This is a genomic window from Spirosoma pollinicola, assembly GCF_002831565.1.
In the GTDB taxonomy this organism is placed as follows: Bacteria; Bacteroidota; Bacteroidia; order Cytophagales; family Spirosomataceae; genus Spirosoma; species Spirosoma pollinicola.
On record NZ_CP025096.1, the window covers coordinates 5,668,399 to 5,688,261 of the forward strand.

The 19,863-nt window shown below is 47.0% G+C and carries 18 protein-coding genes; all 18 read left to right on the forward strand.

Annotation, left to right across the window (positions count from 1 at the left end):
• Positions 1-143: 143 nt before the first annotated feature.
• Entirely contained in the window at positions 144-818 is a 675-nt protein-coding gene (locus CWM47_RS23845; protein WP_100990678.1) for a DUF3431 domain-containing protein, read from the forward strand.
• 218 nt (positions 819-1,036) lie between these two features.
• Positions 1,037-2,536 carry a M20/M25/M40 family metallo-hydrolase gene (locus CWM47_RS23850; protein WP_100990679.1) on the forward strand — a complete coding sequence of 500 codons (1,500 nt, stop codon included), beginning with the start codon at positions 1,037-1,039 and terminating at the stop codon, positions 2,534-2,536.
• A 93-nt stretch (positions 2,537-2,629) separates the two neighbouring features.
• Positions 2,630-3,028 carry an FtsL-like putative cell division protein gene (locus CWM47_RS23855; protein ID WP_100990680.1) on the forward strand — a complete coding sequence of 133 codons (399 nt, stop codon included), beginning with the start codon at positions 2,630-2,632 and terminating at the stop codon, positions 3,026-3,028.
• Positions 3,018-5,147 (forward strand): penicillin-binding protein, encoded by a 2,130-nt coding sequence (locus tag CWM47_RS23860; protein ID WP_100990681.1) that lies wholly within the window; start codon positions 3,018-3,020, stop codon positions 5,145-5,147. The genes CWM47_RS23855 and CWM47_RS23860 overlap by 11 nt, the downstream gene beginning before the upstream one ends.
• Positions 5,148-5,233: 86 nt before the next feature.
• Positions 5,234-6,703, forward strand: coding sequence for a UDP-N-acetylmuramoyl-L-alanyl-D-glutamate--2,6-diaminopimelate ligase (locus CWM47_RS23865; protein WP_100990682.1), 1,470 nt, complete (start codon positions 5,234-5,236; stop codon positions 6,701-6,703).
• Positions 6,704-6,863: 160 nt separating this feature from the next.
• On the forward strand, positions 6,864-8,072 hold the full coding sequence (mraY, locus tag CWM47_RS23870) for a phospho-N-acetylmuramoyl-pentapeptide-transferase (protein WP_100990683.1): 1,209 nt from the start codon (positions 6,864-6,866) through the stop codon (positions 8,070-8,072).
• A gap of 126 nt (positions 8,073-8,198) precedes the next feature.
• Positions 8,199-8,642 carry a 50S ribosomal protein L13 gene (gene rplM / locus CWM47_RS23875; protein ID WP_100990684.1) on the forward strand — a complete coding sequence of 148 codons (444 nt, stop codon included), beginning with the start codon at positions 8,199-8,201 and terminating at the stop codon, positions 8,640-8,642.
• Between the two features lie 6 nt (positions 8,643-8,648).
• Positions 8,649-9,035 (forward strand): 30S ribosomal protein S9, encoded by a 387-nt coding sequence (gene rpsI / locus CWM47_RS23880; protein WP_100990685.1) that lies wholly within the window; start codon positions 8,649-8,651, stop codon positions 9,033-9,035.
• A 163-nt stretch (positions 9,036-9,198) separates the two neighbouring features.
• On the forward strand, positions 9,199-10,035 hold the full coding sequence (rpsB, locus tag CWM47_RS23885) for a 30S ribosomal protein S2 (RefSeq protein WP_100994017.1): 837 nt from the start codon (positions 9,199-9,201) through the stop codon (positions 10,033-10,035).
• A gap of 202 nt (positions 10,036-10,237) precedes the next feature.
• Positions 10,238-11,071, forward strand: coding sequence for a translation elongation factor Ts (tsf, locus tag CWM47_RS23890; RefSeq protein ID WP_100990686.1), 834 nt, complete (start codon positions 10,238-10,240; stop codon positions 11,069-11,071).
• 381 nt (positions 11,072-11,452) lie between these two features.
• On the forward strand, positions 11,453-12,058 hold the full coding sequence (locus tag CWM47_RS23895; protein ID WP_100990687.1) for an RNA polymerase sigma factor: 606 nt from the start codon (positions 11,453-11,455) through the stop codon (positions 12,056-12,058).
• Positions 12,059-12,267: 209 nt separating this feature from the next.
• Positions 12,268-13,104 (forward strand): mechanosensitive ion channel family protein, encoded by an 837-nt coding sequence (locus tag CWM47_RS23905; RefSeq protein ID WP_100990689.1) that lies wholly within the window; start codon positions 12,268-12,270, stop codon positions 13,102-13,104.
• A gap of 46 nt (positions 13,105-13,150) precedes the next feature.
• Complete coding sequence (locus CWM47_RS23910; protein WP_100990690.1) at positions 13,151-14,107, forward strand: DUF3078 domain-containing protein; 957 nt, start codon at positions 13,151-13,153, stop codon at positions 14,105-14,107.
• A gap of 77 nt (positions 14,108-14,184) precedes the next feature.
• Positions 14,185-14,517: a large conductance mechanosensitive channel protein MscL gene (mscL, locus tag CWM47_RS23915; protein WP_100990691.1), complete on the forward strand. Its 333-nt coding sequence runs from the start codon at positions 14,185-14,187 to the stop codon at positions 14,515-14,517.
• Between the two features lie 91 nt (positions 14,518-14,608).
• Positions 14,609-15,961 (forward strand): UDP-N-acetylmuramoyl-L-alanine--D-glutamate ligase, encoded by a 1,353-nt coding sequence (gene murD, locus CWM47_RS23920; RefSeq protein WP_100990692.1) that lies wholly within the window; start codon positions 14,609-14,611, stop codon positions 15,959-15,961.
• Between the two features lie 67 nt (positions 15,962-16,028).
• Positions 16,029-17,150 carry an FtsW/RodA/SpoVE family cell cycle protein gene (locus tag CWM47_RS23925; protein ID WP_100990693.1) on the forward strand — a complete coding sequence of 374 codons (1,122 nt, stop codon included), beginning with the start codon at positions 16,029-16,031 and terminating at the stop codon, positions 17,148-17,150.
• Between the two features lie 124 nt (positions 17,151-17,274).
• Complete coding sequence (gene murG / locus CWM47_RS23930) at positions 17,275-18,366, forward strand: undecaprenyldiphospho-muramoylpentapeptide beta-N-acetylglucosaminyltransferase (RefSeq protein ID WP_100990694.1); 1,092 nt, start codon at positions 17,275-17,277, stop codon at positions 18,364-18,366.
• 87 nt (positions 18,367-18,453) lie between these two features.
• The gene (murC, locus tag CWM47_RS23935) at positions 18,454-19,839 is read left to right on the forward strand and encodes a UDP-N-acetylmuramate--L-alanine ligase (protein ID WP_100990695.1); all 1,386 of its coding nucleotides are present in this window, start codon (positions 18,454-18,456) and stop codon (positions 19,837-19,839) included.
• The last annotated feature ends 24 nt before the right edge of the window (positions 19,840-19,863 follow it).

A 19,863-nucleotide genomic window follows, 5' to 3' on the forward strand; every position in this document is an offset into this window, starting at 1 on the left:
GTTTGACAAGAAGATGTGTAAAAATAAGGGTTCTTAAACGCAAAGGCGCAAGGGAAATCGCAAAGGTCGCAAAGAGGGCATTAATTCTTTGCGACCTTTACTTAACGAAACCTATAAGGTTTCAAAAACCTTATAGGTTTATTATGCCGGAACTCGTCGTTGCTCACTACACCGAAAACCTGAACTGGTTACGAAACCTTCCCAAAGGGCTGCTAAAGACAATTTATACCAAAGGTGCTGATCCGGTAGCTGAATTCGAAACTATACCCTTACCCAACGTTGGCCGGGAAGCCCATACGTATTTGCATCACATCATCAGCCGATACGATTCGCTGGCCGAGTGGACTGTTTTTTGTCAGGGGAAGTCGTTCGACCATGCCTATGATTTCAAGAAAACGATGTATGCCTTTGTCGACAATCCAGATGCCATAAGCCAAACGGGTTTTTGCTGGTTGGGGCATTTGATCGATACCGACGACAACCGGGGGCATCGACTGTTTCAGCCATGGAGCAAAAACGAAGACGGTCGCAGCCTCGACTTGCTCGGATTTCACCGCGACCTGTTCGGCACCGATGGGCCGGAATTATACACATTCGTTTTGGGGGCTCAATTTGCCGTTCATCGCAACGTTCTACAGCAAAAGCCCATATCCTTCTATAAACATGCACTGGCTGTATCGAGCAATTTTCCGGATGCCGCCCATTGTTTCGAGCGGAGTTGGGACCGCGTTTTTGACGTTGTGGGTATCAACCCCGACTGGCTGGCTGGACGATTGACGGTTCAGCTAAAAAAGATGAAACACCAGCAGATGGACTAGTTCACATCTACTAAATATTAATTTATGTCGATTCGTACATGCCCTTTAAATAAAAATAAAGTTAAGTAGAGCGATAAATACGCCTTATCACGTAAATTATAGCGGTATTTTCTCAAAACGACCGAACGCTTTAGACCTACTTTGCGTCTAAACATTCGGCATTAAAACCAACATTTCCATTTTTTCTTTATCTAGAAAACTCTACTTCTCCACTTCTCATGGCCCGCACATTTTACGTGCCTCGCATTCGGCTCGTGCTGCTCTGTATCGGCACTGCCGGAACGTTATCTGCTTTTTCTTTTTACCCTGATAAACTTTCATTTCGAAAGGCGTTTACCCGTATCAACACCGAGGTAAACGAGCACAGCCGTGCCTACGAAACACTCGCCGATGCCTCGCAACGGGTTGGTCACCGCCTAACAGGTAGCCCAAACGGTACTCGTGCCGAAGCCTATGCGTTTGACCTGCTGTCGTCCTATGGATTTAAAGAAATTCGGTATGAACCATTTGAAGTAGAAGCCTGGATGCGCGACACGGTTACGCTGTCTATTGTCCCTCACAAAAGTGATAATTACCGGGAAGTACCGGTTGTAGCGCTGGCGCACTCGCCTGTAGAAGCCCATGTAACGGGCGAAATTATTGACGTGGGCAACGGGCTGGAAGGCGATTTTGCAGCGTTGAAAAATAAACTCAAAGGCAAAGTAGCGTTAGTAAATATTGGTTTGGCCGCGCCAACGCAGGGAGCCCGAAACTTACACCGTTCCGAAAAAACGGCACTGGCTATTCAGTATGGGGCTACGGGCGTCATTATGGTCAATCTGGTAGCGGGCAATGTTCTGTTAACAGGCACGGCCTCGGTAACGGGCAAGTTGATTCCCATTCCGTCGGTCTGTATCTCGCTCGAAAGCGGTCAGGCATTGAGAGCCTGGATGCAGGAAGAACATGAAAAACTTCATGCGCAGATTAACATGACCAATACGAGCCGTAAAATAAAGGCTCGGAATGTGATCGCTACATTAAAAGGCTCTACCTATCCCGACGAAAAAATTATTGTAGGTGGCCATCTGGACTCCTGGGATTTGGCCACCGGAGCCATCGACAACGGCATTGGCTCTTTTGCCATTATGGATATGGCCCGAACCTTTAAAGCCCTGAAACTAAAACCAAAAAGAACAATTGAGTTTGTTCTTTTCATGGGCGAAGAACAAGGTTTGCTTGGCTCACGAGCTATGGTCGAGAACCTGAAACAATCGGGCAATCTCGATAAGGTTCGGTACATGATGAACCTCGACATGACCAATGACCCATCGGGCTTAAACGCATTTGGGCGTACTGATATGGTTGCGTTTTTGAAAACCGTTGGCGAAACGATGAAAGAAATCGAACCGGCCTTTGCCAATCAGATGGAAAATCAAGCCGGCCTTCACTCCGACCATCAGCCGTTTATGCTCGAAGGTGTTCCGGTGGTAGGCATGAACGGGCATCTGGCCCGAGAGGTCCTTGACTGCTATCACGCTAACTGCGACCGCATTAACCTGGTCAATGCCAGTCAGTTGAAAAATACCGTTCGCTATTCGACAATGTTGCTTTACGCCCTGGCCGACGCCGATGACATTCCAACCCGTCGGCAAACAGATACCCAAACCCGCGACTACCTCGTAACGCAGGGTCTGCGTACGCCCCTGCAAATTGCCAACGAATGGCGCTGGAAAGAGTAGCCAGGCTCGATTTTATAAAAATTTAGTCGCTGCCGGACGGAACCCATGACGATGATTGTGTTTCTTTGTATAACTATCGTTTCCTAACCCAACATGGCTAAAAATACCTTCCGGCAACCTGAACGTATTGCGAAGCAGAAGAAGCAACGACGTAAGCTTCGCCTGGCTTCCTGGCTCAATGATTTCATTGGTCTGGATCGCCTTTTCGGGGAAGATAATGCATGGCCTATTCAGCACATCGACCGCATTTTGTGGGTCACGTTCCTGCTCATTCTATACATTGGTCTGAATCACAATGCCGAACGGCTCGTTCGGCGAACACAGCGGGCCAAAGCTCAGGTTGACGAATTGCGCTCGCAGTTTACAGTTCTACAAGCCGACTTCAGTAAAAGCGGCAAGCAATCCGAAATTATCAAGCGTGTTGGATTTTTAGGCCTTGCCGATAGCCAAACCCCACCCAATAAAATTGTTGTCAAGACCGATGAACATTAAGCAGGACATCATTCAGCGGGCGAATCACGTCTTTTACGTTGTTATTATTCTGGCCATTTGCATCGTGTGTCGGCTGGTATCGGTGCAATACTTCCAGAAGGATTTAAAAGGAAAATTCTGGAGTGAACGGGTGGCCGCAACGCTTATTCAGCGTGATACCATCCGGGCAATGCGGGGAAATATTTACGCCAATGACACTAGTTTACTGGCGACATCTTTACCAACCTACGTGGTGGGCCTTGACCCAACCATGGCTAAGCCTGAGTATTTTAACAAAAAGGTAGATTCATTAGGGCTGTTGTTATCCCAAATTTATAGAGATCGCTCCGCACACGATTACACCGACCTTGTGCGGGATGCCCGCGCCCGCAAACGTCGGTATGTGCTGCTCAACCGTCGGCGCGTGACGTTTCAGGAGCGTCAGAAAATGCTCAAATGGCCGTTTTTCAGATCGTCGCCCAAGGTGGCGGCTCGGGGTGGGGTGCTTCGCCCCTATTATGAGCGCTATCACCCCTACGACCAGATGGCCGAACGCACCATTGGCAACCTCGACGCTAAAACGGGCCGGGGCCTTATTGGTCTGGAAGCTAGTTTCCAGCCTGCACTGGCGGGCAGAAACGCCGTCGGGCTGGTTGAGGTCTTGTCGGGTGGCATACGCAAACCTGTCGACGACGGTCCCGATATGCGACCCGAACCGGGTATGGACTTGTACACGACCATTGATGTCAACTACCAGGATATGGCCGAATCGGCACTCCGCTCGACACTCGAAAAATACAATGCCGCCAAGGGCTGTGTGGTCGTGATGGAAGTAGCCACGGGCGAAATACGGGCGATGGCGAATTTATCAAAAATCAATACGAGTGTAGGCCCAAGCCGGTATGTTGAAAATTTCAACCACGCCCTGGCTGGTCGAACCGACCCCGGCTCAACCTTCAAGTTAGCCACAATGATGGCTCTGATGGAAGAAAAAGCCATTTCGCTGAACCAGCCTGTTGCTACGGGTAGCGGCTCGGTTCGGTATCATGGCATGGATATTCGCGATGCCAGCCGAACGGGAAAAGGCACGATTACGGCCCGGCAGGTATTCGAAAAATCATCCAACGTGGGCATTCATATGCTCATGCGCAGTTATTTTTATAGCCGTCCTGACCTCTATTGCCGGTACCTGCGCAAATTTCACCTGACACAGCCAACGGGTATTCACATGAAAGGCGAAGCGATTCCCGTGGTGCGGAATCCCGACATGAAAGGATGGAGCAAACTTTCGCTCACCTCCATGTCTTACGGCTACGAAATGCAGATAACACCCTTGCAGATGCTGGCATTTTATAATGCCGTAGCCAACGGTGGTCGCTGGGTGCGGCCCGTTCTGGTCAAGCAAATAAAACTGGCCGATGAGGTCATTGAAGATAATCAACCTTATGTAGCCCCCGAACCGATCTGCTCCAAAGAGACCGCCCGTAAGGCGCAGGAACTGCTAAGAGGTGTAGTGGAACATGGCACAGCCAAACACATCAATAACCCGTTCTATGCCATTGCGGGGAAAACCGGTACCGCCCAAAAAGTGATCAATGGCAAATACCAGGTAGGTCGATATTACACCTCGTTTATAGGATATTTCCCGGCCAACAACCCCAAATACAGTATGATTACGGTTGTCGACAACCCGCAGGGCGACAACATCGATATGCTGTATGCCGGTGCCGTAGCGGCACCTGTATTCAAAGCCGTAGCTGACAGAATCGTTGCCTATGACTATCGGATGCACCCGCCCATACGGGCAAATACGTCGGGGCCTCGTTCATCGACGGATTTGGTAGCGGGTTATGCCGGTGATCTGCACACCATCAGTTCGGCCTTAAACCTCCCAAATGAGCCATCGACCGAAGGCTGGGTCGAAGCAACGCCAAACGGCCACTGGAAAGGACGACCTACGCGCGATGACCGCGTTCCCGATGTGCGCGGGCTACCGCTACGTGATGCCTTATTCCTGCTCGAAAACCGGGGATTCCGGGTTTTAGTCGAAGGTCGGGGTAAGGTAAAGGAGCAGTCCATTGAGCCGGGCCAGCAAATCGATAAAACACCCGGCAAGGTCATAACGCTGATGTTGGGCTAAACCTGATCAGATAAAATTAGGTAGTCCTAAGCCTAATCTGTTTTTTTGCAGCCGAGAAACGAACCTGTTGTTCGTTCACCCTGCGAATGCAACTCAAAGATCTCTTCTATAAAATTCCGCTGCTGGCTACGTCTGGCAGTATGAACACCGATGTGACGAGCCTGACGATGGACTCGCGCAACGTTGGTGCCGATAGTTTATTTATTGCGGTGCGCGGAACCCTTACCGATGGGCACAGCTATATCGAAACGGCCATTCGGCAGGGGGCAGCCGCTATACTGTGCGAAGAACTACCCGCCGAAATAAGCCCGGATGTGGCCTACGTCCGGGTGCTGGATTCCGCACGGGCGATGGGCTTTGCAGCCGCCAACTTTTATGAACAGCCATCAAAAAAACTCAAGATCGTAGGCGTAACCGGCACCAATGGTAAAACTTCGGTGGCCACCCTGCTTTTCCGGTTGTTCCGTTCGCTGGGCTATCGTTGCGGACTACTATCGACCGTGCAGAACCAGATTGACGATGAAATCATACCCGCCACGCACACTACGCCCGATGTTATTACCACCAATCAGTTACTGACCCGAATGCTGACGCACGGCTGTACACACGTGTTTATGGAGGTTAGTTCGCACGCTGTAGTGCAGGAACGCATTGCCGGATTAACGTTTGTAGGGGGCATTTTCACGAATATCACCCACGACCACCTCGACTTCCACGGCACATTCGACAACTATATCCGAGCTAAAAAAGGCTTCTTCGACCAACTCCCGGCCTCGGCATTTGCACTCACCAATGTAGACGATAAGCGGGGTCTGGTTATGCTGCAAAACACAGCCGCCCGAAAGGAAACCTATTCGCTCCAAACCCTGGCAACCTTTAAAGGCAAGGTCATTGCCGATAGCCTGTTTGGCCTGAATATGTTTATCGACGAGCGCGAAGTATGGTTCAAGCTCATCGGACGTTTTAATGCCTACAACCTGCTCAGCGTCTATGGAGCGGCTGTGCTTATGGGCGAAGACCCGCTGGAAGTACTAACATCACTGTCGGGTATTGCCCCTCCCTCCGGCCGTTTTGAACAGGTTGTATCCGACGATAAAATTGTGGGTATTGTCGATTATGCACACACTCCGGATGCTCTGCAAAACGTACTGGAAACCATCAACGGTTTACGCAACACCGACGAGCAGGATTATCTTCCCCAAATTATTACGGTAGTGGGTTGTGGCGGCAACCGCGATGCGACAAAACGCCCGATTATGGCCGATATAGCGTGCCGCCTAAGCAACCGCGTTATTCTTACCTCCGACAATCCACGCCACGAAGACCCAATGGCGATTCTGGAACAGATGCAGGCGGGTGTTTCGCCGGTAGATTTCAAAAAGACGATCACGATTGAAGACCGCCACGAAGCTATACGCCGGGCCGTTGCGCTGGCTCGTCCGCACGATATTATTCTGGTAGCGGGAAAAGGCCACGAGACCTATCAGGAGATAAAAGGTATCAAATACGACTTCGACGACCGGGTCGTGCTGCGCGAAGCTTTCGCAGAACGTTGAAATCTGTAACTTTGACCTGACTTAAAGAGCGAAAGAATAAAAGAGCGAGAGAGCGAAAGAGTGAAAGAGCGATAATAAACGCCATTTCCTTACGCTCTTTCACCGCTATGGCGGACCACTCTTTCACTGTTTCACTCTTTCACTCTTTCACTCTTTAAAAATGCTCTATTACCTCTTCCAGTTTCTTGACGAACGCTACAACTTTCCCGGCGCGGGTGTTTTTCAATATATTTCGTTCCGTGCGCTTGGTGCCGTTATTACCTCCCTGCTAATCGCGGCCATATTTGGTCGGCGAATTATCGACACGCTGCGTAACCTTCAAATTGGCGAGTCCATCCGCGATTTGGGGCTTGAAGGTCAGATGCAGAAACGAGGTACACCAACGATGGGCGGCTTTATTATTCTGGCATCGCTATTGATTCCGGCCCTGCTGTTTGCTAAACTGTCGAACGTATATGTTGTGCTTGCGCTGGTGTCAACCGTCTGGACGGGATTAATTGGTTTCCTGGACGATTACATTAAGGTTTTCAAAAAGAATAAAGAAGGGCTGGAAGGTAAATTCAAAGTAGTCGGTCAGGTCGGCCTGGGGTTGATTGTTGGGTTGACATTATCGTTTAATGATTACGTTAAAATCCGAAAATATGCTCCCCGGCTACTGAACACCTCGAATGTGCCGGACATCTATACCGATATTAAATCTACACTGACAACCGTACCGTTTGTTAAGAATAACGAGTTTGATTACAGCTCACTATTGTTTGGCTTTGTGCCAGACAGTTATACCTGGATCATTTACGTAATTATCTGCATATTCATTATTACCGCAGTATCGAACGGAGCCAATATCACCGACGGTATTGATGGTCTGGCAGCGGGGACATCGGTTATTATCGGACTTACAATTGGCGTGTTAGCTTACCTGTCTGGTAACAAGGTCTTTTCGCAATATCTCAACATCATGTACATTCCTAACGCCGGGGAGTTAGTAATTTTCTGTGCGGCTTTTGTAGGGGCGTGCGTTGGCTTTCTATGGTACAACTCGTACCCTGCTCAGGTATTTATGGGCGATACGGGTAGTTTGATGCTGGGTGGTGTCATCGCTGTATTGTTTCTGGCCATTCGAAAGGAGTTGATGATTCCTATTATTTGCGGTATTTTCCTGGTCGAGCTGGTATCGGTCATTATGCAAGTCAGCTACTTCAAGTACACCAAGCGAAAGTATGGCGAAGGCAGGCGAATCTTCCTGATGTCTCCGCTACACCACCATTTTCAGAAGAAAGGCTACCACGAAGCCAAGCTGGTAACGCGCTTCTGGATTGTCGGTATTATGCTGGCTGTACTGGCTTTAGTTACGCTGAAGTTGCGATAGGCATGATTTCTCATTATCCCCTTGTTTTTCAGGTCAATATCTCCTATATTTGCACTCCCGTTTCAGGACGGGCCTGTTTTTTATGCAGGTAAGTATTTATAAATCAAACAATTAGTCTCCATAACAGTGAATACGCTCAGTTACAAAACCATCTCTGCCAACAAAGAAACGGTGCAGAAGGAATGGATTGTGGTTGACGCTCAGGGTGAGGTGCTCGGTCGGCTGGCCAGCAACATCGCACGTCTGATTCGCGGCAAACACAAAACCAACTTCACTCCACACGTTGACTGCGGAGATAACGTGATTGTCATCAATGCCGATAAGGTTCGCCTTACAGGTGCCAAGATGACCGACAAAGTCTACGTCCGCCACACAGGCTATCCTGGTGGTCAACGGTTCGCATCGCCCCGGTTGCTGCTTGAAAAACATCCAGAGCGCGTTATCGAACACGCCGTAAAAGGTATGTTACCGAAAAATCGGCTTGGTCGTCGGCTGTACACCAACCTGTACGTTTACGCTGGTGGTCAACACCCGCACGAGGCTCAGCAACCAACCGCAGTTAAATTCTAAGTCATAATGGATCGTATTAATACCATTGGCCGCCGTAAAACTGCCATCTCCCGCATTTATATGTCGGCTGGCAGCGGAGCCATCTCGGTGAACGGAAAAGATTACAAACAATATTTTCCTACCGAAGTACTGCAAATCATTCTTAACCAACCCTTTGCTACCGTAAATGGTGTTGGTGGCTACGACGTGAAAGTAAACGTTCGTGGTGGTGGTGTGGCTGGACAAGCCGAAGCTACCCGTATGGCGATTGCCCGCGCATTAGTCGAAGTGAACGCTGAGTTCCGTCCAGCCCTCAAAAAAGAAGGCTTCCTGACACGGGATTCACGTATGGTAGAACGGAAAAAGCCAGGTCGGAAAAAAGCCCGTCGTCGCTTCCAGTTCTCGAAACGTTAATATGTCAATGTGTAATGAAAAGTGCACAATGTATGTTGGAGTTAAACTCAATGTACAATTTACATTCATCATTATTCATTAAACAAATGTCCAGACTGCCCTTAGATGATGCCGACGGGTGGTGCTGCGTATTTTTCAACAACATTTATTTTTCAAGTCTGAAATGGCACAAATTGAATATAAAGACCTCCTAGACGCCGGTGTACACTTCGGTCACCTTACGCGTAAATGGGATCCCCGGATGGCTCCGTACATCTTCATGGAGAAGAACGGCATCCATATTATTGACCTTAACAAAACGGTTGCTGCACTGGACGAAGCGGCTAATGCCATCAAAGGTATTGTTCGCTCAGGCCGGAAAGTGATGTTCGTAGCAACGAAGAAACAGGCTCAGGAAATCGTTTCGGAAGAAGCGCGTCGCCTGAAAATGCCCTACGTTACAGATCGCTGGCAGGGCGGTATGTTAACGAACTTCGCTACGATCCGCAAATCGCTGAAGAAAATGCAAACGCTGGACAAAATGCTGAAAGACGAGGAGACCGTCAAGAGCATCGCGAAGCGTGAGCGTTTAACCCGCAGCCGTGACAAAGAAAAACTGGAGCGCGTATTGGGCGGTATTTCCGACCTGACCCGTTTACCAGCGGCTCTCTTCATTGTTGACGTAAAACGTGAACACATTGCTGTTGCCGAAGCTCACCGTCTGGGTATCCCCGTATTTGCCATGTGCGATACGAACTCGAACCCGGAAGAAGTAGACTTCGCCATCCCAGCCAATGATGATGCATACAAGTCGATTTCGTTGATTACGCTTGCTATCGGTAAGGCCATCGAAGAAGGCCTGATGGAGCGGAAACAGGATAAAGACGATCAGCGCGTTCAGGAAGAAGAAGAAGCAAAACGTACTGAAGATCTAGCCCAGGCGAAAGCAGAAGGCGCATCGCAGCCCGAAGCTACTTCTGCCCCGGCCGCTATTGCTGAAGACGAGCAGGAAGCACAGTAAAGTTAATGGGTTAGTAAGGTAGTAAGTTGGCATATTGTAGAGTTCTTCTACTATAAACGACTCGCTAACTTTATACCTTAGCAACTTTATAACTTCAGAGGAATAGCCCGTAGCCAGCCGCTATGGGCTATTCCATTTCAGGATACAACCCACGGGTTCCCAAATATTTATTGGCAATTCAATTTCACAATCACCTATTATTATGGCAATTACCGCTGCTGACGTAAATAAACTTCGGCAAGAGACCGGAGCCGGCATGATGGACTGTAAAAAAGCCCTCACCGAAGCCGATGGCGACTTTGAAAAAGCAAAAGAGATTCTGCGCAAGCAGGGTCAGAAGATAGCAGACAAACGGGCTGACAACGCAACGGCCGAAGGTATTGTTCTGGCCCACGTTAGTCCCGATGGCAAGAGTGGTAAAGTAATCGCATTAGCCTGCGAAACCGAGCCTGTTTCGAAAGTTGCCGATTTCCAAAACCTGGCGATGACCGTATTAAGCACTGCCGTTGCTACTGAAGCTATGGACAAAGCGGCTCTGTTAGCGACTCCTCAGGCTGATGGTCGTTCACTTCAGGATCACATCACAGATCTGATGGGCAAAATTGGTGAGAAAGTTGACGTAGCTTCGTTTGAAACAGTATCTGCTGATAAAGTCGTATCGTACATTCACTCGAATGGTAAATTGGGCGTATTAGTTGGCCTGATGAACACAAATGATACCGACGTAACTGAAGTAGGCAAAGACATCGCCATGCAAATTGCTGCTATGAAGCCAGTTGCTTTGGACAAAGATGGTGTTGACGCTACGATTGTACAACGCGAAATCGAAATCGGAAAAGAACAGGCCCGTCAGGAAGGCAAGCCTGAAGCCATGCTCGAAAAAATAGCAATGGGCAAGCTTAACAAGTTTTATAAAGACAACACCTTGTTGAATCAGGAATTTGTGAAAGACAACTCAGTAACTATTGCCCAGTTGTTGGAAAAAACCAGCAAAGGATTAACCGTAAACTCGTTTAAGCGGGTGTCTATAGGTTAATACTGTTGAGAATCTAGCATATAAAAAAAATACCCGGCCTGACAGGCCGGGTATTTTTTTTATATAAGCTGTATATATAATTTATGTATATTTTATAATTTAATGACTATAAACAATATACTATTACTTAATTAAGCGTATATTTTTATAAATATCTTTGCCCTGAAATGAATAAAGTGAGAACAGGTAAACTTTTCTAATTAATTCATAATCAATTATTTAACAGACGTATCATGAGAAATGTTCATTATAGAGAGTTTTACATAACTAATGCACTTGATCAAATGGATTCAATTCTCAATAAACATTTTACATTGGTACCCTTTGGATCAACGTTACTTTTCCTACTTTTTCTGGTCTTATCAACCACCACCGTATAAAATGGAGCATATTTCAGACGAGGATTTAGTTCGCTTATACGTAGAAACCCAAAAGAACATCTATTTTGAGCGATTGTACGAGCGTTACAGTGACAAAGTCTATCGGAAGTGCCTGTCGTTTACCAAAGATCCCGTTCGTGCAGAGGATTTAACACACGACATTTTTTTAAAATTGGTTGTTAAACTCAGCAGTTTTCGAGAGCAGGCTAAATTCTCTACCTGGTTGTATTCTATTACCTACAATTACTGTACCGATCAGTTAAGGTCACATAATTTACGGCGGGAAGTTTACATGGATGATGGTTGGGAGCGTCTGGATGTTGGTACAGATGACGGATTGGCCGAAATGGCTGAAATGGAAGCGACCCAGATGGAACGGGCCCTTCATCAACTCCCACCTGATGAACAAACTATCCTTCTTATGAAGTATCAGGATGATATAAGTATCCGGGATATTGCAAACATCAGCGGCTTGACAGAGAGTGCAGTTAAAATGAGGCTCAAACGATCAAGAGATAAACTGCGCAAGCACTACCTGGAAGGAGCCGTATTCTGGCTACTCGTAGCTCTTAAAGCGGCTCTGTCGATTCGTTGGCCCTTTCGTTAATGAAATTTTATGGAAACGCCAAATCCGTTTAAAGAACTCATCTCGGATGCCATCTGCCCTCCTCATTTGAAAAATGAATTGGTTAGCGAGATAGATCTTATAAGAAATGCAATCACTATTATAGACATCTATATTGGTGATTTATTCGGATTGGCCTCTGTATTAGCAAGCCCACCTCCAATAACGTCTGATGACACAAGTTCTTCCTTATGAAAAAGCTCCCTAATTTGGCCGAAATTTTACAAAATACATTTCAAACCCTTATTGACCAATTCATTGAATTTGTTCCCCGGATTATGGGAGCAATCGTTATTCTGTTAATTGGAATTGGCGTAGCTAAACTAACGGCATTCATCGTTCACCGAATTTTGGACAAAGTAGGGTTTGATAAAGTTGGTGACCGGCTCAATGAAATAAGTATTATCAAACAGCTTAAGACCGAAATTAAGCTAAGCAGCATCATTTCCAAGGTTCTTTATTACTTCATTCTGCTGGTTTTCATAACTGCCGCTACAGAAACACTAGGCGTAGCAGCAATCACCGAAATGGTGTCCTCTCTGGTAAATTTCATTCCCAAACTGATTGCAGCGGCCATTATGCTACAAGTGGGCGTTTTATTAGCCGATACCCTACGGGAAGCCGTAGTAAGTATTTGCAAATCATTCAATATTGAGTCAGGGCGTCTGCTTAGTATGATAGTTTTTAGCTTCTTTATTACAGTTACAATCATTAGTGCTCTCGGGCAGGCAGGCATAAATACAGAGTTGCTTGAATCAAGTTTCAATCTCATTATTGGTGGGGTCATCTTCGCCTTTGCCGTTGGGTATGGCTTTGCTTCCCGTGACTTGATGGCAAATATTTTATCGTCTTTTTACACAAAGAATAAATACAAAGAAGGTCGGACTATTCAAATAGATGAGGTGAAAGGTGAAATTCTGAAAATCGACTCTTTGTCATTAACCCTCCGTACCGGCGATACAACAACCGTCGTTCCATTACAATCGCTACAAACTAAAACGGTGGAAATTTTCCAGCCTATTGACTAATTTACAGCCAGTTACAATAAGTCAATATCAATTTTTCCAACTACACATGAAAACGGCCCTATACGTACTGACAATTCTGATAGGCTTAAAGCAGGCTATAGCACAAGATTCAACCAGAACAACAACCAATTTCAAGGATACTATATCAGTAAGAATTGACACGTCTTATTGGCAAAGGTCGTTTAGTGGCGGGGTCAATTTCAACCAGGCGTCGTTTAGTAACTGGTCGGGTGGCGGTGTCAATTCCATTGCTATTGGTGGTGTTATTACGGCTCGCTCCTTGTATGAGAAAGACAAAGCCTCTTGGGATAATACCGCCGATCTTCAGTTAGGCTATGTCACTCAGTTAGGCAACACGCGTAAAGCTGCCGACCAGATCATGATCATTTCTGTTTTGGGTCATAAAGTAGCACCCAAATGGGATTTGTTCGTTTCTGGAACATTCAACACTTTTTTCGCTGCCGGCTATCGCTACGATAAGTTGCCAACTGACCAAACCAGTCTGAAAGTATCCAATTTTTTCGCACCTGCTCAACTCACGCTTTCGGCTGGCGTCGCATACAAACCTAATGACTGGTTTGCCCTGCGCATAAGCCCTCTTGCTCCTCGCTTCACGTTCCTGGCCGACCAGAGTGTGCGGGTACGTCAGGATGCCGTAACTGGTAATTATGTACCTGACCCAACTCAAAAAGCCTACGGGGTAGATCCGGGAAAAAGCCTTCGTCTGGAGTGGCTGGCGTTTCAATTACAAGCGGCCCTGAACCGGAATTTAAGCGAAAACGTGTCCCTGAACATGCGTTATCAACTATTTACACAATACGCTCAACTGGACAATATTAACCACCGGCTCGACCTAACTCTGACCGCTAAAGTCAACCGGTACCTCAATACGACGCTGGGCCTGATTGCGCTTTATAACAAAGACTTTAGTTCGTCGCTACAAATCCAGCAAACGCTCGCAATTGGGCTCTCCTACAACTTAAGCTCATTTAGAAAGAAATAGGATCCCTCGAAAGTGACATTCACTAAGAGGCTTCTGAATACCCGTTTTTTATATTTTCTCACCTAAACACAAACCTCATGTTAAGCGAATTTCGGACATTTATTGCCCAGGGAAACGTACTCGATTTAGCTGTTGGTGTCATCATTGGCGCAGCTTTCGGTAAAATTATTACCTCTTTTGTTGATGATATCGTCAACCCAATATTGGGTTTAGTTATGGGCGGTACTGATCTCAGTCAACTGAAAATTGTGCTGAAAGAAGCTGTCGGCACAGTACCCGAAGTTGCTATTCGTTATGGTAATTTCCTGAACACGTTTATGCAGTTCCTGCTCATTGCCTGGGTTATCTTTATGATCATCAAAGTGGCCAACAAGACGCGCCTATCCAGTTCATTGGTGCCTCAAGAATAAAGCTTAATTAAAATATTTTGTACAAAGAGCCCTGGCTTATGGCCGGGGCTTCTTCATTTATGCTTTATTTTGCCACTTGTATGAATTAACTATGTCAGTTCAGAAATTAGTCATTCTTGGTGGGGGCGAAAGTGGAGTCGGTGCAGCTTTACTGGCACAGGCAAAGGGTTTCGAGGTCTTTTTATCTGATAAAGGAGCCCTCAAGGAAGAGTATAGAACTACACTTCAGACAGCGGGTATTCCATTCGAAGAAGGTCAACATACCGAAGAGCGCATTTTAGCGGCTACCCAAGTCGTCAAAAGCCCTGGCATTCCGGCAACAGTTCCACTGGTGCAAAAACTACGGGCTCAAGGCACACCTGTTATATCGGAAATTGAGTTTGCAGCACGTTATACGAATGCGAAACTGATTGGTATAACCGGCAGTAATGGCAAAACAACGACCACGCTTCTGATTTACCATCTCCTCAAAACAGCAGGACTGAATGTTGGGCTGGCGGGCAATATTGGCGATAGCTTCGCGGAACAAGTTATTACCGATACCTTCGACTACTTCGTACTGGAGCTGAGCAGCTTTCAGCTGGACGATATGTATGAAACGCATCTCGACATAATGGTGCTGCTCAATATCACCCCCGATCACCTGGATCGTTACAACTATACTTTTCAGAATTACGTAGAATCGAAATTCAGGATTTTACAGAACGCCCGGCCTGAAGATGACTTTATCTACTTCATGGAAAGTCAACCCATTCTGGATGAGTTGGCAAAGCGGCAACCAAACATACACCAACTCCCCATTTCATTACAAACAACCCCTGCAACTGGCGGCTATTTATCTAACGACCAATTAGTTAGTCAAAATAAAAATCGTTCGTTCGGTATAGCACAAAGCGACACTCCCTTACGAGGACCGCACAATGCCATAAACATGCTGGCGGCTATTCTGGCGGCACAATCGGTAGGTATCGATAATAAGTCTGTTGAAGATGGGCTGAAAACTTTCCAGAATGCAGCTCACCGGCTCGAACCCGCTGGAAGCATTAATGGGATTCAGTTTATTAATGACTCGAAAGCAACCAATGTTGACTCGGTTTTTTATGCCCTGTCGAGTATGGACGCGCCCACGATCTGGATAGCCGGTGGCCTGGACAAAGGAAATGATTACAGTCAGTTGGATGAGCTGGTGAGCCGGAAAATAAAAGCGCTGATTTGTTTAGGGATAGACAACCATAAATTAGTAGATTACTTCGGCAGTAAAATTTCATCTATTTACGAAACTCAGGATGTGGCAGACGCCATCGCGAAAGGACTCGAATGGGGGCAGCCCGGCGATGTTGTCCTATTATCGCCCGCCTGTGCAAGCTTTGATCTATTTAAAAATTACGAAGATCGGGGTAATCAGTTTAAAGCAGCCGTTCAAAAAGTGAAGAATGCAGGGTGAATAATGTTGTAGCACATCGTATTCTTCACTGTTTCGCCAGCCGGTCATCATTTATCATTCAATAATTATGTTTCTTCGCGACTGGATTCGTACACATCTCAAAGGTGACCGCCAAATCTGGTGGATCGTTCTTTACCTATCCATTATGAGTGTGCTGGTCGTTTATAGTGCGACCGGCACAAAGGCTTTCCGGGAGCTTGATGGAAATACCGAAGTCTTCCTGCTCAAACATGGGTCTCTTCTGCTCATTGGTCTGGCCTGCACTTACTTCGCTCACAAGATCAATTATGTTTATTATGCCCGGCTGTCGAAGTTTGGTCTATGGCTTTCTATACCCTTATTGCTATGGGCGTTTTTTAAAGGGTCAACTCTTAACGATGCTTCACGCTGGGTAACGATCCCGATTATTAACCAAACGTTTCAGCCGTCCGATTTGGCTAAACTGGCTCTCATTTCCAATCTAGCCGCCATGCTGGCCAAGCGGCAACGATTCATGAGCGACCCCATTGTCTTGTTCAATCTGATTCTGTGGATTGGCGTCATTTGCTCGCTCATTATCCTGTCAAACACCTCAACAGCACTACTACTGGGAGCAACCTGCTTTTTACTGATGTACATTGGCCGGGTTCCGGTACGCTATCTGGTTTATATGATTGCCGTTTGCGTGGTGTTTGGTGGCATAGCCTTAGCGGCAGGGCAACGCTTCGGTACAGCCTCTAACCGGGTTAAAAACTTCATGAGTTCCGACACGATCTTCTACCAAGTCGAGCAATCCTATATCGCACTGGCAAATGGTGGAGTGACTGGTCAGGGGCCGGGTAATAGTCACCAGCGGAACACCCTTCCGAACCCATTTTCTGATTTCATTTATGCCATTATCGTTGAAGAGTACGGTCTATTGTTCGGGGGCATTCCGGTCGTGCTGGCTTACATCTGGTTTTTGTGGCGAGGCATGAAAACCCTCCAAAAGGCTACCCGCCCTTTTGGAGGACTGCTATCGGCGGGTTTAACGTTTAGCATTGTCTTTCAGGCTTTTGCCAGTATTTGTGTAGCTATTGGTCTGGCTCCCGTAACGGGTCAGCCGCTGCCTCTACTAAGCATGGGGGGAACATCGCTCATATTTACAGGATTGGCAATCGGCATTGTATTGAGTGTTAGTCGGGATGAAGCCGACGAAAGCAAGATATAATTTACGAGGGACTAGTTACGAATTATGATTTGTGCAATTTCCCTCTTCTTATACCTAGCAAACTATGAACAGTGACGCCTTTAAAGCCCGCTGTAATTCGTACATCGTAATTCGCAATTCGTAAATGAAAGTAATTATTAGTGGGGGTGGTACGGGTGGACATATTTATCCAGCTATTGCCATTGCCAATGAACTCAAAGCCATTGATCCAGCAACGGAGATTCTGTTTGTTGGCGCCGAGGGTAAGATGGAAATGGAGAAGGTGCCCCGTGCCGGCTATACTATTTTGGGGCTGCCGGTTGTTGGTATTAAACGCGAACTGACGTTATCGAATTTGGCCTTTCCGTTCAAATTAGGCCGTAGCCTGATTCGGGCGCAACAAATCGTTCGAGATTTTCAACCCGATGCAGCCATAGGCGTGGGCGGTTATGCCAGTGGCCCGCTCCTGCTGGCTGCTTCGCTGAAAGGCGTCCCCACACTGATTCAGGAACAGAATTCCTACGCCGGTCTGACAAACAAAGTGCTGGCCCGCTGGGCAAAACGCATTTGTGTAGCCTACCCCGGAATGGATGCGTTTTTTTCGGCAGATAAGATCAAGATGACGGGAAACCCTGTTCGCAGCGATATTCAGTCTGCCAACCAGCAAGTAGATGCCGGGCGCGCCTTTTTCAGTCTGGAAAGCACGCGATCAACACTCCTCATTATTGGTGGGAGCCAAGGAGCCCGAACCATAAACGAGAGCATAGAAGGTGGCTTACAACGATTCGTCGATGCCGGTATTCAGGTGATCTGGCAAACGGGGCCTGCCTTTATCGAACGGGCACGTACAGCCATTGCAAAAACAGGGTCAGCACTGATCAAAGCCTACGATTTTATTTACGATATGGACAAAGCCTACGCCGTTGCCGATTCTGTCGTGTCGCGGGCGGGGGCCTTATCGGTGTCAGAATTATGTTTGGTAGGGCGTCCGGCCATTTTAGTACCTTTGCCAACAGCCGCCGAAGACCATCAAACAAAAAACGCGATGAGTTTGGTGGATCATCAGGCAGCGTTGCTTGTCAATGACCGAACCGCCCGCGAAGATCTTGTAACGGCAGCCCTGAACTTGCTGGCGGATCCAGCTCAGCAATTGAAACTGAGCCAGCAAATAAAAACGCTGGCCAAACCAAACGCGGCCCGTGATATTGCCAACGAAGTAATTAAATTAACAAAATGAGGAGAAGAAGAAACGAGAGGAAGGACTACGGATTGATCACAAGCTCGCTCTACTCCTCTCCTCCTTTCTACTTTTCCTCCCTCAATTATGACACTAGATCAATTTAAATACATTTATTTTCTTGGCATCGGCGGTATCGGTATGAGTGCGCTGGCTCGCTGGTTTCAGGTCAATGGCTATGCTGTAGCCGGGTACGACAAGACGCCCACGGCCCTGACGGATGCTCTTCAGGCAGAAGGGATGATCATTCACTTTACCGACGATATTGATCAGATTCCAGCTGACTTTCGAAAAAACCCCACAGAAACGCTTGTGATTTATACACCTGCCGTTCCGAAAGATCATTCAGAGTTCATTTATTTGACCGAACAAAATTTTATTTTGCAGAAACGCTCGCAGGTGCTTGGGTTACTGGCTGGTCAAATGACGACGATTGGCGTTGCCGGTACGCATGGTAAAACCACTACATCGTCGATGGTAGCGCATATTCTGCGCGATGCGGGCGTTAACTGCGCAGCTTTTCTGGGTGGAATCACCAATAACTACGGCACTAATTTCCTGCTCAACCAACCTGCCGACGACTTGAAATCTGTTGTATGCGTCGTTGAAGCCGATGAATTTGACCGCTCTTTCCTGACGCTGTTTCCAAGATATGCCATCGTCACCTCAACTGATGCTGACCACCTGGATATCTATGGAGCCCATGATGCTGTCCTTGAATCATTTAGCAAATTCGTCAGTCAAATCGAGTCAGACGGGGTATTGTTCATGAAACAGGGTTTATCCCTTGTCGATAAAACAAAAGCCATCGTTCGGCTGTATTCATTAAAGGAGGGAGATTATCACAGCCAGAATTTACGGATCGAAAACGCGACATTTATTTTTGACCTGGTTCATCCGAACGGCATTATTACCGATATTCACCTGATTGTCCCAGGTTTCCATAATGTTGAAAACGCAGTAGCGGCTGGGGCAGTTGCCTTGGAAGTAGGCGTGTCGCCAGAAGCAATCCGGTCAGCGTTGAACAGTTATCGGGGCGTTCGCAGACGATTTGAGTACATAATAAAAACAGAGAATACTGTTTTTATTGATGATTATGCACATCACCCGGCCGAAGTGCAGGCATTTTTGTTGTCTGTAAAAGCCCTTTATCCAGATCGTGAGCTAACAGCCGTATTTCAGCCACACTTGTTCAGCCGTACTCGCGATTTTGCCGAAGGTTTTGCAGAAAGTTTATCCCTGGCTGACCATGTTATCCTTTTGGATATTTATCCAGCCCGTGAATTACCCATGGAAGGTGTTACGTCTGACTTGATTTTTCACGACGTACACTCGAAAACAAAGAAAAAATGCACCAAAGCTGAATTGCTGGACGTTGTGCGAGAAGTAAAGCCATCACTACTTGTCACCATTGGGGCGGGAGATATTGACCAATTGCTTGTACCTTTAAAAAATGCACTTATAGACCAATAGATAAATATATCTCAATAACAATCC

Excerpts from the sequence above, each read along its gene's own strand:
- CWM47_RS23905 (WP_100990689.1), top strand. The coding sequence starts at position 12,268 with ATGAAAAAGCTCCCTAATTTGGCCGAAATTTTACAAAATACATTTCAA.
- murD (WP_100990692.1), top strand. The coding sequence starts at position 14,609 with ATGTCAGTTCAGAAATTAGTCATTCTTGGTGGGGGCGAAAGTGGAGTC.
- rpsB (WP_100994017.1), top strand. The coding sequence starts at position 9,199 with ATGGCACAAATTGAATATAAAGACCTCCTAGACGCCGGTGTACACTTC.
- tsf (WP_100990686.1), top strand. The coding sequence starts at position 10,238 with ATGGCAATTACCGCTGCTGACGTAAATAAACTTCGGCAAGAGACCGGA.
- CWM47_RS23910 (WP_100990690.1), top strand. The coding sequence starts at position 13,151 with ATGAAAACGGCCCTATACGTACTGACAATTCTGATAGGCTTAAAGCAG.
- murC (WP_100990695.1), top strand. The coding sequence starts at position 18,454 with ATGACACTAGATCAATTTAAATACATTTATTTTCTTGGCATCGGCGGT.
- CWM47_RS23865 (WP_100990682.1), top strand. The coding sequence starts at position 5,234 with ATGCAACTCAAAGATCTCTTCTATAAAATTCCGCTGCTGGCTACGTCT.
- mraY (WP_100990683.1), top strand. The coding sequence starts at position 6,864 with ATGCTCTATTACCTCTTCCAGTTTCTTGACGAACGCTACAACTTTCCC.
- CWM47_RS23895 (WP_100990687.1), top strand. The coding sequence starts at position 11,453 with ATGGAGCATATTTCAGACGAGGATTTAGTTCGCTTATACGTAGAAACC.
- mscL (WP_100990691.1), top strand. The coding sequence starts at position 14,185 with ATGTTAAGCGAATTTCGGACATTTATTGCCCAGGGAAACGTACTCGAT.
- CWM47_RS23855 (WP_100990680.1), top strand. The coding sequence starts at position 2,630 with ATGGCTAAAAATACCTTCCGGCAACCTGAACGTATTGCGAAGCAGAAG.
- murG (WP_100990694.1), top strand. The coding sequence starts at position 17,275 with ATGAAAGTAATTATTAGTGGGGGTGGTACGGGTGGACATATTTATCCA.
- CWM47_RS23860 (WP_100990681.1), top strand. The coding sequence starts at position 3,018 with ATGAACATTAAGCAGGACATCATTCAGCGGGCGAATCACGTCTTTTAC.
- CWM47_RS23850 (WP_100990679.1), top strand. The coding sequence starts at position 1,037 with ATGGCCCGCACATTTTACGTGCCTCGCATTCGGCTCGTGCTGCTCTGT.
- rpsI (WP_100990685.1), top strand. The coding sequence starts at position 8,649 with ATGGATCGTATTAATACCATTGGCCGCCGTAAAACTGCCATCTCCCGC.
- CWM47_RS23925 (WP_100990693.1), top strand. The coding sequence starts at position 16,029 with ATGTTTCTTCGCGACTGGATTCGTACACATCTCAAAGGTGACCGCCAA.
- CWM47_RS23845 (WP_100990678.1), top strand. The coding sequence starts at position 144 with ATGCCGGAACTCGTCGTTGCTCACTACACCGAAAACCTGAACTGGTTA.